Genomic DNA, 14161 nt, shown 5'->3' with positions numbered 1-14161 from the left:
GTACTAGGCAGGCCCAGCCTGCTGTGCACGAGTTGGGTGAAGTGGGTCAGGGTGCGGCCGCTGCCCATCAGCTCGGTGGCCGCGAGGCGGACGCCGAAGTGCTCGCCGGCGCGCAGGAGGAACTCGGTGCTCAGCAACGAGTCGAGGCCGAAGTCGGTCACGGTCCGGGCGGGGTCCAGCTCTTCGGGGTCGCTGTGCAGCACGGCGGCGAGCAGCCGGTCAGGGTGTGGGTGATCGCGGCCCGGGCCTCGTCGGTGTCATGGCGGCCAGTTCGCGCAGCGGTCCGCGCGGCCTTCCGGGCGGGGACCGGCGTCGGCCGGCACGAGGTCCGTGAAACGGGCGGTGGCCAGGGCGGACAGCAGTCGGCGGGCGCGGCTCCAGCGGTAGCGGCCGACGCCTGCCACGTCGGTGCCCGGCTGGAGCAGGCCGTCGGCGGTGGTGAGGGCTTCGGCGACGGTGAGGGGCTGCAAGCCCCGCTCGGCCATCGCGTCGCCGATGGCGTGCCGGGCGACGTAGCCGCTCTCGCCGATCGGGCCCCAGGCGAGGGCGGTGGCGGGGTGCCCCTGGGCGCGGCGGGCGCGGGCCTGGGCCTCCAGGTAGGCGGCCGGCCGCGTAGGGGGCCTGGCCGATGTTGCCGACGGCGGCGGCGATCGAGGAGTAGGTGACGAACAGGTCCAGGTCGTGGCCGGCGGTGAGGCGGTCGAGTTGGGCGGCGCCGTGTGCCTTGGGGCGAGGACGGCGCTGAACCGGTCGTCGGTGAGTTCGGACAGGGGCGCGTCGTAGAGGTGCATCGCGGCCTGCACGACGCCGCGCAGCCGGCGGCCGGTGACATCGACCGTCGACGACCCGGCGCAGCGCCGCCTCGTCGGTGACGTCGGCGGCGCAAGCGGAGGCGTGTACGCCCGCGCCGGCCAGGTCTTCGAGGAGGGCGGGCGCCTCGGGGGTGGCCTGGCCGCGGCGGGAGACCAGCGCCAGATGGCGGGCTCCCTGGTCGGCCAGCCACCGTGCGGTGTCGGCACCGCATCCCCTCAGCCCGCCGGTCACCAGGTAGGTGCCGTCGGCGTCCAGGGTGGCGGGGTGGGGTGCGGGACGAACCGGGCCGGGTTCGTCCAGCGCGGTCCCGTCGGCGGGATCGGGGGAGATCACGACCTTGCCGATGTGCCGGGAGTACTGGAGGACCTGGAAGGCTTCCTCCACCCGTGCGGCCGGGTAGACGGTGTGCGGCAACGGCCGGTACACGCCGCGCTCGATGAGCGACACGACGTCGGCGACGAGGCGGGAGCCGCGGTCGCGGTCGCGGTCCAGCAGTACCGAGTCGAGATTGAAGCCGATGAACGTCAGGCTGCGAGCTGGACGACACCCCACCCCTCGACGACCGACACCCCCGGGTGACCTCACTGCCAACCGATTGCCCGGGCTCGAACGCATCTCGGGTCGGCTGCTCCCGCGCGGGGTGCCGTCGCCGCTGACCCGATGCCGCCGGTACGGCGACTCGTGCACTCAGCCCAGTGCGGCGGTCTGCCCGGCCGCGAGTTCCACCGTCCGCTCGTGCCGGGTGCCGTCGCGGCCGGTCCAAAGGGTCGTCTCGGGCAGCAGCCGTCATCCGGCCTCCGGGACCAGGGGGACGCAGGCACGGACGTCCCTCCGCCACGCCTCCGTCAGAGCGGATCAACCATAGAGTCCGGAAAAATATCTCGCAAGATGTGTTAACAATGCCGACAACCTCTGCTAACAATGCTCTCCATCGGCGCACCTGCGCTCCTCCCGCTCCCCCGGCAGAACCGGCCAAGTGTCGCCACCCACCACTCCCTCGACGAGAGGACCTCAGCCATGCCAACAGCCAGATACACCGTCATCGCGGGCGCCGCCGCCATCACCCTGATGGCCACCGGATGCGCCGGTGCCGGAGGCAGCGGCAGCGCCGGCGGCGGCAAGAGCATCAACGTGCTGATGGTCGGCAACCCGCAGATGGAGGACATCGCGAAGCTGACCAAGGACACCTTCACGAAGGACACCGGCATCAAGGTGAACTTCACGGTCCTCCCCGAGAACGAACTGCGTGACAAGGTCACCCAGGACGTCGCCACCCAGGCCGGCCAGTACGACGTCGCCACCATCGGCGCCTACGAGGTACCCATCTGGGAGAAGAACGGCTGGCTGCACGAACTCGGCTCCTACGCCGACAAGGACGCGAGCTTCGACAAGGCCGACCTGCTCAAGCCGATGGTGCAGTCGCTGTCCGGCTCGGACGGCAAGCTGTATGCCCTGCCGTTCTACGGCGAGTCGTCCTTCCTCATGTACAACGAGGACGTCATGAAGGCGAAGGGCATCACCGTGCCCGAGCACCCGACGTGGCAGCAGATCGCCGACATCGCGGCCAAGGTCGACGGCGCCGAACCCGGCATGCGCGGCATCTGCCTGCGCGGTCTGGCCGGCTGGGGCGAGCTCGGCGCGCCGCTGACGAGTGTGGTCAACACCTTCGGCGGCACCTGGTTCACCAAGGACTGGAAGGCCCAGGTCAACAGCCCGGCGTTCAAGAAGGCGACCGACTTCTACGTCGACCTGGTCCGCAAGCACGGTGAGGCGGGTGCGGCGCAGGCCGGGTTCACCGAGTGCCTGAACGCCATGAGCCAGAAGAAGGTCGCGATGTGGTACGACGCGACCAGCGCGGCCGGGTCCCTGGAGGACCCCAGCTCCAGCAAGATCGCCGGTCATGTCGGCTACGCGTACGCCCCGACCGTGGAGACCAAGTCCAGTGGCTGGCTGTGGGCCTGGGCGTGGGCCATGCCCAAGACCACGAAGAACGCCGACGCGGCCTCGAAGTTCATGCTGTGGGCGTCCAGCAAGAAGTACGAGAAGTTGGTCGGCGGGAAACTCGGCTGGGCACGCGTCCCGGCCGGCAAGCGGGCCAGCACCTACGACATCCCCCAGTACCGCAAGGCCGCCGGGTCGTTCGGTGACATCACCCTGAAGTCCATCGAGGCGGCCGACCCGGCCAACCCGGGCGTCCAGCCGCGGCCGACGGTGGGCATCCAGTACGTGGCCATCCCCGAGTTCCAGGACCTTGGAACCAAGGTCACCCAGGAGATCTCCGCCGCCATCGCCGGCAAGACCAGTGTGGACAAGGCACTCGACGACGGCCAGAAGCTCGCCGAGGACGTCGCGAAGAACCACCAGAAGTAGCCCCTCGGTGCCCGGCCGGTCCCCTGGCCCCGGGCACCGCTTCCCCGGCCCCGGCCTCCCCCAAGTGCCTTCAGGGCCTGGGAGGTACCCCCATCCGGCAGAGGAACCTCCATGACCACGCTCACCGCTCCCCCCAGGACAGCACCACCACCCGCCCATGCGCGGAAGCCCTCGGGCACAGCCAAGTGGAAGCGCCGCATCCCACTGCTGCCCGCGCTGGTCTTCACCATCGTCGTCACGCAGCTGCCCTTCGTGGCCACACTCGTGATCTCCACCTTCCAGTGGAACATCCTCAGGCCGGGCGACCGACACTTCACCGGCCTGTCCAACTACGCGTTCGTCTTCACCGACGAGCGGCTGCGCGCGGCCGTCCTCAACACCGTCGTCCTCACCGCCTCGGTCGTCCTGCTCAGCGTGCTCCTCGGCCTCGGCCTGGCCATGCTGCTCGACCGCCGCTTCCCCGGCCGCGGCCTGGCACGCACCCTGCTCATCGCGCCGTTCCTCGTCATGCCGGTCGCGGCCTCGCTGCTGTGGAAGCACGCCATCTACAACCCCGACTACGGACTGCTCAACGGCACCCTCAACGCCGTCTACCGGTTCTTCGGCGCCGACCACGGTCCGACGGTCGACTGGGTGTCCTCGTACCCCATGCCGGCCGTGGTGGTCTCGCTGGTCTGGCAGTGGACCCCGTTCATGATGCTGATCATCCTGGCCGGTCTCCAGGCGCAGCCCGGTGACGTGCTGGAGGCGGCCCGCGTGGACGGAGCGTCGGCCCTGGCGACCTTCCGTCACATCACCCTGCCGCACCTGCGCCAGTACCTCGAACTGGGCATCCTGCTCGGCACGATCTACGTCGTGCAGACCTTCGACGCGGTCTACACCATCACCCAGGGCGGCCCGGGCTCGCAGACGACCAACCTGCCCTACGAGATCTACCTGACCATGTTCCGCAAGTACGAGTACGGCCAGGCAGCCGCCGCCGGAGTGGTCGTCGTCCTCGGGTCGATCGTGATCGCGACCTTCGCGCTGCGCACCATCGCGTCGCTGTTCCGCGAGGAGGTATCCCGATGACCGCCCGGCTCACCCCTCTGTGGACCTTCGTCGCCTGGCTCGCCACCATGGCCTTCTTCGCACCGGTGGCGTGGATGGTGCTCACCTCCTTCCACCAGGAGGCCGACGCGGCGACCAACCCGCCGACCCCGTTCGCCCCGCTCACCTTCGACCAGTACGAGCTGCTGTTCAGCCGGGACATCACCCCTTTCCTCCTCAACTCGGCAATGGCCAGCGTCCTTTCGACACTGCTCGTACTCGCCCTCGCGGTGCCGGCGGCCTACGCGCTGTCCATCAAGCCGGTTCAGAAATGGACCGACGTGATGTTCTTCTTCCTGTCCACCAAGTTCCTCCCCGCGATCGCGGCCCTGCTGCCGGTCTACCTGATCGTCAAGGACGCCGGGATGCTGGACAACGTCTGGACCCTGATCGTCCTCTACACCGCCATGAACCTGCCGATCGCGGTCTGGATGATGCGCTCCTTCCTCGCCGAAGTCCCCAAGGAAATCCTGGAGGCGGCCGAGGTCGACGGCGCGGGCCTGCTCACCGTGCTGTGGCGGGTCGTCGCACCGGTCGCCATGCCCGGACTCGCCGCCACCTCGCTGATCTGCTTCATCTTCAGCTGGAACGAGTTCATGTTCGCCGTCAACCTCACCGCCACCCAGGCCTCCACCGCACCCGTCTTCCTCGTCGGCTTCATCACCAACGAGGGCCTCTTCCTCGCCCGGCTGTGCGCGGCGGCCACGCTGGTCTCCCTGCCGGTCCTCATCGCCGGGTTCGCCGCACAGGACAAGCTGGTGCGCGGGCTGTCACTGGGGGCGGTGAAGTGAGACAGGCCATCGGGGCGCCGCACGCACTCCCGACCGCATCCGAAACGGAGCACCACCCCATGTCCCAGCAGATCCGCCGTGTCCTCGTCCGGTCGATCGACGACATCACCGTCGAGCGCATCCCCGCGCCGACCGCCGACGAGGGCGAACTCCTCGTCCGCACCTCCGTGGTGGGCGTCTGCGGCTCCGACACCCACGCGGCCCAGGGCCACCACCCGTTCATGCCGCTGCCCTACCACCCCGGACACGAGGCGGTCGGCGTCGTCGCGGCCACGGGCCCGGGCGTCGACGGATTCGCCCCGGGCGACCGGGTGGTGGTCGAGCCGAACCTCTTCTGCGGACGGTGCCCCCAGTGCCGTAGCGGCCGTTACAACATCTGCCGGGAACTGAGGGTCTTCGGCTGCCAGACCCCGGGCGCCATGACGGACCTGTTCACCATCCCCGCCGGCCGCGTCCACCGCGTCCCCGAGGGCATGACCGACATCGAGGCCGCCCTCGTCGAACCGCTGGCCACTCCGGTGCACGCCGTGGCCAAGGCAGGTGACCTCACCGGCCGTAGGGTCGTCGTCCTCGGCGCCGGGCCCATCGGTCTGCTCGTGCTCGCCGCCGCCCGGCATGCGGGCGCCGCCGCGATCGCCGTCACCGACCTGCTGCCGGGCAAGCGGGATCGCGCCCTGCGCCTGGGCGCCGACGCGGCCTTGCCCGCCGACGCCGCCGACCTCACCGAGCAGGTCGGTCAGGCCTTCGGCGGACCGGCCGACGTGGTCTTCGACTGTGTGGCCCGCGAACGGTCCATGGCCCAGGCCACCGACCTGGTCACCAAGGGCGGCCGGATCATCGTCGTCGGTGTCGGGGCCTCCGGAACCACCCCCGTACGCCTCGACCTGATCCAGGACCGCGAGATCAGTGTCGAGGGCACGCTGATGTACACGGCCGACGACTACCGGACCGCCATCGCCCTGATCTCCTCGGGCGTCGTCGACACCGGCGAGATCGTCACCGCCACGTTCCCCCTGGAGGAGGCGGCCAAGGCCTTCGCGGCCTCGCTCGCCCCGGAGCACGTCAAGGTGCTGGTCACCGTGGAAGCGCCGTAGTGACCGCCGGGAGCGGCCTGCTGCGCCGGGCGCAAGCAGGTGGGCGCCGGCGGGCGACGGCCCCCGGCTGCTCCCCGCCCGTGTGCGAGACTTCGAGGTCGAAACCCCGGGGCGCCGCCACGCACCCACGAGGCAGTCGCGGCCCGGCCCGCCACCAGCCGCGCGCCGGGCACAGGACGCGAAGGAGAGGGAGAGCCGCAGTGGCCACCAGGACTCGGTCGTCGCAGGCCGCGGTGGAGGAGCGGCGCCAGGCCGTCCTGCGCCATGTCGTGGAGCACGGCGAGACCCGCATCGACGAGCTCGCCGATCACTTCGGCGTCAGTCTGATGACGATGCACCGTGACCTCGACGACCTCGCTCAGCGTTCCCTGCTCCGCAAGGAACGCGGCCGGGCCGTCCCCTATCCGGCGGTCACCATGGAAACCGCGACCCGTTTCCGTGAAAGCACCGCCCTCTCGGCGAAGGCCGCTGTCTGCCGCGCCGCGATCGCCCGCATCAGGCCCGGCAGCACGGTCCTCATGGACGACTCCACCACCCTCTTCCCCCTGGCTCCCGCCCTCGCGGAACTCGACCGGATCACCGTCGTCACCAACTCGGTGGGCCTGGCACAGCGGCTCGGGTCCGCCCCCGGTGTGGAGGTCGCCCTGCTCGGCGGGCGGTATCACGGCGACTTCAACTCCTGCACCGGCCCCGAGGTCACCCGCGCCCTCTCCCGTATCCGCGCCGACCTCGCCCTGATGTCCGCCACCGCCGTCCTCTCCGGCCAGCTCTTCCACCCCCTGAGCGAGTACGTCGAGGTGAAGCTGGCCATGCTCGCCTCCGCCGAGCGGGCCCTGCTCCTCGTGGACCACTCGAAGTTCGGCAAGACCGCCACCCATGCGTACGGCACGGTGACCGACTACGACGCCGTCATCACCGACACCGGCACCCCCGAGACGGAGATCGCGGCCCTGAAGAGCCTCGGTGTGCCGGTCGAAACAGTCGACCCCGGAGACCACCCGCAGTGATACACACCCTGTTCGAAACCCCGAGCGCCTACCGCCCCACCGCCGCGCAGATGGCCGCTCCCGTCCCGGCGGTCGAGGCCGTCCTCTTCGATTTCAGCAACACGATCTTCCAGATGATCGACCTGAAGACGTGGCTGCGCCGGGTCGGCGCGGCCTGCGGCCGTACGGCCATGCTGGACGAGGACGGCGCCGTGCCCGGGATCGCACGGCAGTTGCGGGACGCCTTCCGACTGCCCGCCGTCGCGGCCCTCCAGGAGGGCCGCGACCTCTCCTCACACCAACACCGCCGCGCCATGCGGGGCTGGTGGGAGCATGTGGACTTCCTGCGAGGCGTCGAGGAAACGGCCTACCGGGAACTCACCGCCCCCGACGCCTGGCTGCCCTACGCCGACACCGAGCCCACACTCCGCGCGCTGCGCGCCCGCGGCCTGCGTGTCGGCATCGTCAGCGACTTCGCCTGGGACCTGCGGGTCCACCTGGCCCACGCCGGGCTGGAGGAGCTGGTCGACGTCTGCGTCATCTCCTACGAGCAGGGCCGCGAGAAGCCCGATCCACAGCTGTTCCTCAGAGCCTGTGCCGACCTCGGCGCCGACCCCCGCGCCACCCTCATGGTGGGCGACAACCCGGTTCGCGACGGCGCCGCCACCGCCTGCGGTCTGCGCGCCTACGTCCTCCCGGCCGAACAACGCACCGGCGACCGGGGCCTGGCCGAAGTCCTCCGGCTGGTGGCCTGACCCACGTGCGTGTGCCCTCAGGCGCGTGACGTGAGGATGCTGAGCGTGTTGGCGGCCACGATGGCCGCGATGGCGGCCAGCTCGGTCCAGCCGAGGTGCTGGCCGAGGACGATCCAGCCGACCAAGGCGGCCAGCACGGGGTTGACGCTCATGAAGAGCCCGAAGGTCTGGGCCGGGACGCGGCGCAGGGTGAGGAGGTCCGCCAGGTACGGGACGGCTGACGAGAGGACGCCGGCTGCGAGGGCGTACGCGGCGGACCCGGCGGTCGGCGGATGCTCGACGGCGAGGACGATCCCGACCGGCAGGAACATCAGCGCGGAGAGCCCTGCGGCGGCCGCCGATCCCTGCACTCCGGGGATGCGCCGGCCGACGGTGCGGTTGAGCAGGATGTACGACGCCCAGCAGACGGCGGCCAGCAGCCCCAGGCCCATTCCCAGGTAGTCGGCGGAGGGCTGCGGGCGCATCAGGGTGACGACGCCCGCCGCGGCGATCAGCGCACAGCACGCGTCCATCCGGCGGCGCGAGGCGGCGAGGGCGATGCTCAGGGGGCCGAGGAACTCCAGCGTCACCGCGAGGCCGAGGCCGATGCGGTCGATGGCGCTGTACAGGGACAGGTTCATCGTTGCGAACACCAGCGCCAGCAGCAGGACCGGCCACCACTGCCGCTTGGTGAAGGTGCGCAGCCGGGGCCGGTCGACGGCCATCAGGACGATCGCGGCCACGTACTGGCGTACGGCGACGACACCGACAGGTCCGAGGACGGGAAAGGCCAGGGAACCGATCGCGGCGCCGGTCTGATTGGACAGACCGCTGCCGACCATGGTGACGACACCGGCCAGGCGCTGACCAGGTCCGGCGGCGGACGCCGTGACGGACGGGTGCGCAGGTCCTGACGAGCGTGCGGGTGCTGTGGGCATGCCGTGATCTTCAGACGACACACGCCTTGCGCAAAATGCATCAGCGGCTCGATCTATACGCTTGAGTCATGGATGTGGAGCTGCGGCAGTTGCGCTGTCTCGTCGCGATCGTCGACGAGGGCAGTTTCACCGACGCCGCCATCGCTCTCGGCGTCTCCCAGGCCGCCGTGTCCCGCGCCCTGGCCTCGCTCGAACGCGCCCTCGGGGTACGGCTGCTGCGGCGGACCTCCCGTGAGGTGAGCCCGACCGCGACGGGGCTGCGCGTGTTGCAGCGCGCCCGCCGTGTGCTCGGCGAGGTGGACGATCTGGTGCGGGAGGCGACCTCGGGTCATGCCTGCCTGCGGATCGGTTACGCCTGGTCGGCTGTAGGCCGCCACACGCTGGCTTTTCAGCGCCGCTGGGCCGAGACACACCCCGAGACGGAGGTGCAGTTCGTGCGCGTCAACTCCGCCACCGCCGGGCTGGCGGAGGGGGCGTGCGACCTGGCCGTGGTGCGCAGGCCGCTGGACGACCGCCGCTTCGACTCCGCCATCGTGGGCCTGGAAAGGCGACTGTGTGCCATGGCGTCCGACGACCCCTTGGCCCGGCGCCGCTCCGTGCGACTCGCCGACATCGGCGGGCGTACGCTGCTGATCGACCGGAGGACGGGCACCACCACGACGCGGCTGTGGCCACCGGACTCCCGTCCGGCGACCAAGGACATCCACGACGTAGACGACTGGCTGACCGAAATCTCCATCGGCCGCTACGTGGGCATGACGGCCGAGTCGACCGCACACCAGTACCCGCGCCCCGGCATCGTCTACCGACCGGTGCGCGACGCCGAGCCGATCGCGGTGCGCCTCGCCTGGTGGCGGGACGAACCGCCTCCCACCACCCAGGCCGCGATCGAACTGCTCACGACGCTGTACGGCACGGGATGACCCGCCTGGGGAGCCGCCATGGTCAGCAACGCACCGCTGTCAGACCCGGGCCAGCTCCGCGGCGCCGAACGACACGTCGAAACGGTCGCACCAGATGCTCACGCTGCTGAAACTCGATGGATCGGCGTCACCGGGGAGGACGTAGTTCTGGCTTCCCTTGTTGCCTTTGAGCTTGCCGAGGCTGACGTACTTTCCGTCGTCGAAGACGTGCCACCCCGCCTTCCCCTGCTTGACCGGCGCGTCGGTCAGCCAGACGCGCAGGTCAGGCCCGTTGCTGGTGTTCAGGTTCTCCAGCCGGACGACATGGGAGCCGTCGGCCAGCCGTACGAGCTTCACCGTGCCCGAGGTCGCGTGCTCGTGGCTGATCAGCTCACCGCTCGCCAGCGTCTGCGGACCGGCGGCCGGGGATGCCGGCTCGGAGGGCTCTTCCGCAGGCGCCTTGACGGGAGGAGCGGAGGTCTCCGCGACCCCGGGCAGGGCCTCCTGAACGGTCTCGTCCTGCCACAGCTTCCACGGCTGGAACCAGTACAGCCCGAAGCCCGCTCCGCCGAACGCCACCACCAGCACCGCGATGACCAACGGCCCGGTCAGTACCTTGCGCACACGCCCCATCCCCGCTCGCCTCCTGAGAGTTCCCGTAGCCCTTCCGATTCAACGGCAACGGGCGGCCGCCTCCCACCCCTCAGCTGATGACGGAATCCTTACGTCGCGAGCCCTCAGCCTTCGTCCGCCCTGGTCAGGGCTTCCATGATCATGCGGGAGGCGAAGTCGCGGTCGTCGGTGATGCGGTTTATGTGCTCCGCGAGCAGGAAGGCGGTGGCTTCCAGGGGATTCATCTCGTCCATGGTCCAGTCTCCGTACTGCTTGCGCCACAGGCTGGGGCTCAGGCCGGTGCCCGCCGCGACGAGCAGTCCGGCCATGGTGGGGATGGCTTCGGGACGGACGCTCCTGGGCATCATGCGCATCGTGGCCACGAGGTTGGGCACCACGCACTCGATGACGTCCTTGCCGTGATCCTCGTAGGCCATCCGCAGCCACTGCATGAACATGTAGATGAGCGTGCACGCGCCGTCCAGCAGGTCATCGACCCCGCGGGGCCCCAGGGACACGGCGAACTGGTCGGTCAGCGCTTGTTGTTCGGCGTCGGTCTCGGACCTGCCGTCGTAGATGGCCTTGAGCCGAGAGTCGATCATCATGAGTGCTGCGCCCACATCTCCGGCGGGAGCGTGCTGGGGGTCGCAGGATGATGACACGGTGTTCCTCCTCAGCTGACCGAGGGCGGCGCGGCGTGTTCGTACAGTAGCCCGCCGATGACGGGAGGGTCTGACGAACTCCGATGAACGGCGCCGCGGGTGGCCCTCAACCAGCCGCGTCACCGGTGCGGAAGAGCGCGGGATGGGCAGAACGGCCGTTCGCGCCTACCGCATACGCCGCCCGGCGCCGCTTCCCCTGTCCGAGAAGGAGCTGTCCACCATCCGGACCCGGCTCTATCTGGTGCTCGGCAAGCGAAGCCTCCTGGTGCATCCGCAGCGGCAGGTGGAGCGTGTGCCGCCCATGATCCCCGGCGCTTGAGCCGAGATCATCTCCGGCACGGGCCATGGGCCGCAGATCGACCACGCGGCGGACATCAACCGCGGGATGCCGGAGTTCATGGCCTCCGTCGACTGACGACCGAAACGCGGCGGGACGCGGGCGTCGCCGTGCGGCGCGCTGCCCGTCCAGGCCGGTGAGGGCCCGGACGGGCAGCTTCGTGTGTCCGCGTGCCAGGTCAGACCAGCGGCCACAGGGCAGCGGTGAGGGCGAAGCCCGCGCATCCCATGACGGTCGTCAGGACGGTCCATGTGCGCAGCCCCGCCGCTACGTCGAGACCGGCGAGCTTGGTGAACATCCAGTACCCGGCGTCGTTGATGTGGGAGAGCGCGAGTGCTCCCCCGCCCACCGCCAGGACCACCAGCGACAGCTGACCGGTGGACAGGTCGGCGCGGTGCAGCAGGGGGTGGGGATGCCGGCGGCGGTGACGAGGGCGACGGTCGCCGACCCCTGGGCGGCGCGCAGGGCGAGGGAGGTGAGGAAGGCCATCAGCAGCACGGGCAGGCCGGTGCGCTCCAGGACGCCGGCGATCACGTCGCCGACGCCGCTGGCGACCAGGACCTTGCCGAAGACACCGCCCGCGCCCGCGACCAGGATCACCATTGCCGCGGGCGGCAGCGCGGAGCCCATGACCTCGGCGATGCGTGCGCGGTTATAGCCGCGACGAGCGCCCAGGAAGTACCGCACAGGGCGACGTCGTGAGCAGAGCCTCCATCGGGGCGCCCAGGACGGTGAGTACGGCTCGCAGGGCGGAGCCCTCGGTGAGGGTGTTCTGGCCGATGGTGCCGAGGAGGATCAGCAGGATCGGGGTGACGACCAGCGTCAGGACCATGCCGAAGGACGGCGGCCGCATGCCGGTGCCCGTGTCGGCGGGCTTGGTCAGCACCGCTGTGGCCTGCCCGCCGTCGCCCGGCGCTCCGCCGGCCGGCGTCCCGCCCGCTGCCCCCGCCGGGCCGGTCGTGCCCACGTCCGTGCTCGTCTCCCCGTACACCTCGGCGTACACCGCCGGGTCCATCGGGTACTCGCGGCGGGTGAGGCGACGGGATGCGAGATAACCGAGCAGGACGACGACGGCCGTGACGGGGATGCCCATCAGCAGCACCAGGCCCTGGCTGGCGCCGATCGCCTCGACGACCGCGACCGCGCCGGGGTGCGGCAGCAGGAAGGCTTGCACGGTGAGCATCGCGGCACCCATGGGCAGCGCGTAGACGAGCAGCGGCTTGCGGGAGGCGCGGGCGACCCCGTACGCCGGTGAACGCCTCTCCTTCATCTACCTGGAACGCTGCACGGTGCACAGCGGTGCCAACGCCATCACGGCCCAGGACGCGGAAGGGACCACCCACATCCCGTCGGCCACCATCGGCACTCTCCTCCTCGGCCCGGGAACCCGCGTCACCCACCAGGCCATGAGCGTGCTGGGCGAGACAGGCGCGGCCGTCTGCTGGGTCGGCGAACGCGGCGTGCGCTACTACGCGTCCGGCCGCGCGCCCTCAGCCGCTCCTCCGCTCTCATGGAGGCCCGGGCTCGGCAGTGGGCCAGCCCTCGCAGCCGACTTGCCGTGGCTCGCGACATGTACCGGCTGCGCTTCCCAGACGAGGACCCCGCCGGCCTCACTCGCCGCGAACTTCTCGGCCGCGAGGCCACCGCCTCGCCCGACGCCGCGTTCCTTGAGAACCTGGAGATCTTCGCCCGGTACGTACGCGACAACGGATCCCGCGCGCTCGCTCCCAGCGGCCGCCTGGAGAGCGAAGTGGACCGGCTCGCCGCCCGCACCCCGGGCTGCTCCGTCATCGTCGCCCGGCCCGACCGCCAGCTGGTCGCCCGGCTGGAAGAGTTCACCGCAGGGCGCTGACCCGGGCCACCCGACACAGCAGAAGGGGAGCCCTGCCCCGGCCACCGGTTCCGCGGCCACCGACGGGGGCCTACGACGGTCACCGCGGCGGGCCATACAACGCCACTCAGTCGCAGCCGGGGAGTTATCACGCGGTCGTCGTCCACCCTCATGACGGCACCTTGAAACGGCGAGCTGATCTGTCCGTACTTGCACGCTCGGACCGCCACGATCCGGCGGCCGCGCACACTGGCGGCCGACAGGGAGCCGCGGCACCGAGCTGGTCGACCAGGGCGGCGCGCCGCCTGTGGGTCGGACAGCGGCTGCCACACACGAGCACCGATCTTCATGTCGAGCCGCCGACGTGTCTGGGGTCTCGTTCAACTTCCGTGGAGGACGCACGCTGAGTGTTGGCTGATCACTGTGTGGCTCCACACAGCCGACGTGAACAGCTGCGCCCGAAACTGGCCGCGGTCGTACTGGTGCCCGCACGGCCGGTGAACACACATATGATCCACCTGACTGGGAGGGAATGTCGTGTCGAAGTCACCGCGGTCTGACGGGTCCGGGCATCAGAGGAAGCGCAGCGATGATGAAGAGGGGTGCTGCCTGGGAGCACTCGACACATACGTCGGGTGCAGCCGGTGCTGTCCTGCCGCGTGGCTGACGGTTCTGCTTCTCGCTGTCTTCCGCCCCACTGCGATCGCCGGATCAGGCGAGGACGGCGCAGCCCCACGGCCGGCGGGCCGCGTAGCCTCCGCGATGTACACCGCGGTTCGCCACTACCGCGTCGCGATCAGTCCTACCCAGCGAGCGTGCTGCGCGTACACCCCGACGTGCTCCACATATGCCGTACAAGCTTTGCACCAACACGGGGCACTTCATGGGGGGCGACTGATCCTGACCCGGTTGCTACGCTGCCGTCCACGGGCAGCCCGACGACGCGGCTTCCATGACCCGGTACCGAAATGAAGCCCCGTACCGCAGACCTCTGGCACCACT

The 14161-nt window shown here is 70.3% G+C and carries 15 protein-coding genes and 4 pseudogenes; 10 read left to right on the top strand and 9 right to left on the bottom strand.

Features of this window, described 5'->3' with window-relative positions; translation table 11 throughout:
* Positions 1 to 92 precede the first annotated feature (92 nt).
* From V8690_RS39145 to V8690_RS39135, 3 genes and pseudogenes are all read right to left on the bottom strand, one after another.
* Positions 93 to 161 (bottom strand): annotated as a pseudogene (locus V8690_RS39145) (hypothetical protein); the annotation flags it as partial.
* A gap of 96 nt (positions 162 to 257) precedes the next feature.
* Positions 258 to 791, bottom strand: a complete 534-nt coding sequence (locus V8690_RS39140; RefSeq protein WP_338784766.1) for a hypothetical protein — start codon at positions 789 to 791, stop codon at positions 258 to 260.
* A 106-nt stretch (positions 792 to 897) separates the two neighbouring features.
* Positions 898 to 1428 (bottom strand): annotated as a pseudogene (locus tag V8690_RS39135) (KR domain-containing protein); the annotation flags it as partial.
* 402 nt (positions 1429 to 1830) lie between these two features.
* On the opposite strand from V8690_RS39135, the gene V8690_RS39130 reads away from it, so the two are divergent.
* The 6 genes from V8690_RS39130 (at position 1831) to V8690_RS39105 (ending at position 7898) form a co-directional block, all read left to right on the top strand.
* The gene (locus V8690_RS39130; RefSeq protein ID WP_338784765.1) at positions 1831 to 3183 is read left to right on the top strand and encodes a sugar ABC transporter substrate-binding protein; all 1353 of its coding nucleotides are present in this window, start codon (positions 1831 to 1833) and stop codon (positions 3181 to 3183) included.
* Positions 3184 to 3294: 111 nt separating this feature from the next.
* Complete coding sequence (locus tag V8690_RS39125; RefSeq protein ID WP_338784764.1) at positions 3295 to 4254, top strand: sugar ABC transporter permease; 960 nt, start codon at positions 3295 to 3297, stop codon at positions 4252 to 4254.
* On the top strand, positions 4251 to 5063 hold the full coding sequence (locus V8690_RS39120) for a carbohydrate ABC transporter permease (RefSeq protein WP_338784763.1): 813 nt from the start codon (positions 4251 to 4253) through the stop codon (positions 5061 to 5063). Before V8690_RS39125 ends, V8690_RS39120 begins: the two co-directional genes overlap by 4 nt.
* A 59-nt stretch (positions 5064 to 5122) precedes the next feature.
* Positions 5123 to 6157: an alcohol dehydrogenase catalytic domain-containing protein gene (locus tag V8690_RS39115; protein ID WP_338784762.1), complete on the top strand. Its 1035-nt coding sequence runs from the start codon at positions 5123 to 5125 to the stop codon at positions 6155 to 6157.
* 200 nt (positions 6158 to 6357) lie between these two features.
* Positions 6358 to 7164, top strand: a complete 807-nt coding sequence (locus V8690_RS39110) for a DeoR/GlpR family DNA-binding transcription regulator (protein ID WP_338784761.1) — start codon at positions 6358 to 6360, stop codon at positions 7162 to 7164.
* Positions 7161 to 7898 (top strand): HAD-IA family hydrolase, encoded by a 738-nt coding sequence (locus V8690_RS39105; protein ID WP_338784760.1) that lies wholly within the window; start codon positions 7161 to 7163, stop codon positions 7896 to 7898. Before V8690_RS39110 ends, V8690_RS39105 begins: the two co-directional genes overlap by 4 nt.
* 17 nt (positions 7899 to 7915) lie before the next feature.
* Here V8690_RS39105 and V8690_RS39100 read toward each other — a convergent pair whose 3' ends face one another.
* The gene (locus V8690_RS39100) at positions 7916 to 8719 is read right to left on the bottom strand and encodes an EamA family transporter (protein ID WP_338785622.1); all 804 of its coding nucleotides are present in this window, start codon (positions 8717 to 8719) and stop codon (positions 7916 to 7918) included.
* A gap of 164 nt (positions 8720 to 8883) precedes the next feature.
* Here V8690_RS39100 and V8690_RS39095 point away from each other — a divergent pair, with 164 nt between their 5' ends.
* Positions 8884 to 9738: a LysR family transcriptional regulator gene (locus V8690_RS39095; protein WP_338784759.1), complete on the top strand. Its 855-nt coding sequence runs from the start codon at positions 8884 to 8886 to the stop codon at positions 9736 to 9738.
* Positions 9739 to 9777: 39 nt separating this feature from the next.
* Here the strand turns inward: V8690_RS39095 and V8690_RS39090 are convergent, their stop codons facing one another.
* On the bottom strand, positions 9778 to 10350 hold the full coding sequence (locus tag V8690_RS39090; RefSeq protein WP_338784758.1) for a DM13 domain-containing protein: 573 nt from the start codon (positions 10348 to 10350) through the stop codon (positions 9778 to 9780).
* 104 nt (positions 10351 to 10454) lie between these two features.
* Positions 10455 to 10991 carry a hypothetical protein gene (locus tag V8690_RS39085; RefSeq protein ID WP_338784757.1) on the bottom strand — a complete coding sequence of 179 codons (537 nt, stop codon included), beginning with the start codon at positions 10989 to 10991 and terminating at the stop codon, positions 10455 to 10457.
* Between the two features lie 148 nt (positions 10992 to 11139).
* Here V8690_RS39085 and V8690_RS39080 point away from each other — a divergent pair.
* Positions 11140 to 11406: pseudogene (locus tag V8690_RS39080) on the top strand (alpha/beta hydrolase); the annotation flags it as partial.
* Positions 11407 to 11506: 100 nt separating this feature from the next.
* Here V8690_RS39080 and V8690_RS39075 read toward each other — a convergent pair.
* Genes V8690_RS39075 through V8690_RS39065 form a run of 3 tightly spaced genes read right to left on the bottom strand, consistent with a single transcriptional unit; the run spans position 11507 to position 12598 of the window.
* Positions 11507 to 11677 carry a hypothetical protein gene (locus tag V8690_RS39075; RefSeq protein WP_338784756.1) on the bottom strand — a complete coding sequence of 57 codons (171 nt, stop codon included), beginning with the start codon at positions 11675 to 11677 and terminating at the stop codon, positions 11507 to 11509.
* A complete protein-coding gene (locus V8690_RS39070; RefSeq protein WP_338784755.1) occupies positions 11596 to 11958 on the bottom strand; it encodes a hypothetical protein in 363 nt (120 codons plus the stop codon). The genes V8690_RS39075 and V8690_RS39070 overlap by 82 nt, the downstream gene beginning before the upstream one ends.
* Positions 11959 to 11980: 22 nt before the next feature.
* A complete protein-coding gene (locus V8690_RS39065) occupies positions 11981 to 12598 on the bottom strand; it encodes a hypothetical protein (protein WP_338784754.1) in 618 nt (205 codons plus the stop codon).
* Between V8690_RS39065 and V8690_RS39060 the strand changes: the two are divergent.
* Both V8690_RS39060 and yidD read left to right on the top strand, forming a co-directional pair.
* Positions 12549 to 12967, top strand: a pseudogene (locus V8690_RS39060) (CRISPR-associated endonuclease Cas1); the annotation flags it as partial. The gene V8690_RS39065 and the pseudogene V8690_RS39060 sit on opposite strands and share 50 nt — an antisense overlap.
* Positions 12968 to 13921: 954 nt before the next feature.
* Positions 13922 to 14131, top strand: coding sequence for a membrane protein insertion efficiency factor YidD (gene yidD, locus V8690_RS39055; RefSeq protein WP_338784753.1), 210 nt, complete (start codon positions 13922 to 13924; stop codon positions 14129 to 14131).
* The last annotated feature ends 30 nt before the right edge of the window (positions 14132 to 14161 follow it).

The sequence above is a fragment of the Streptomyces sp. DG1A-41 genome, from assembly GCF_037055355.1.
GTDB lineage: Bacteria > Actinomycetota > Actinomycetes > Streptomycetales > Streptomycetaceae > Streptomyces.
The sequence above is the reverse complement of the archived record's forward strand: the minus strand, read 5'-3'. Positions and strand labels throughout refer to the sequence as shown.

Coding starts and splice junctions, on each gene's coding strand:
- V8690_RS39140 (WP_338784766.1), bottom strand. CDS start 791: ATGCACCTCTACGACGCGCCCCTGTCCGAACTCACCGACGACCGGTTC.
- V8690_RS39130 (WP_338784765.1), top strand. CDS start 1,831: ATGCCAACAGCCAGATACACCGTCATCGCGGGCGCCGCCGCCATCACC.
- V8690_RS39125 (WP_338784764.1), top strand. CDS start 3,295: ATGACCACGCTCACCGCTCCCCCCAGGACAGCACCACCACCCGCCCAT.
- V8690_RS39120 (WP_338784763.1), top strand. CDS start 4,251: ATGACCGCCCGGCTCACCCCTCTGTGGACCTTCGTCGCCTGGCTCGCC.
- V8690_RS39115 (WP_338784762.1), top strand. CDS start 5,123: ATGTCCCAGCAGATCCGCCGTGTCCTCGTCCGGTCGATCGACGACATC.
- V8690_RS39100 (WP_338785622.1), bottom strand. CDS start 8,719: ATGGTCGGCAGCGGTCTGTCCAATCAGACCGGCGCCGCGATCGGTTCC.
- V8690_RS39095 (WP_338784759.1), top strand. CDS start 8,884: ATGGATGTGGAGCTGCGGCAGTTGCGCTGTCTCGTCGCGATCGTCGAC.
- V8690_RS39090 (WP_338784758.1), bottom strand. CDS start 10,350: ATGGGGCGTGTGCGCAAGGTACTGACCGGGCCGTTGGTCATCGCGGTG.
- V8690_RS39070 (WP_338784755.1), bottom strand. CDS start 11,958: ATGGGCTCCGCGCTGCCGCCCGCGGCAATGGTGATCCTGGTCGCGGGC.
- V8690_RS39065 (WP_338784754.1), bottom strand. CDS start 12,598: ATGAAGGAGAGGCGTTCACCGGCGTACGGGGTCGCCCGCGCCTCCCGC.
- yidD (WP_338784753.1), top strand. CDS start 13,922: ATGTACACCGCGGTTCGCCACTACCGCGTCGCGATCAGTCCTACCCAG.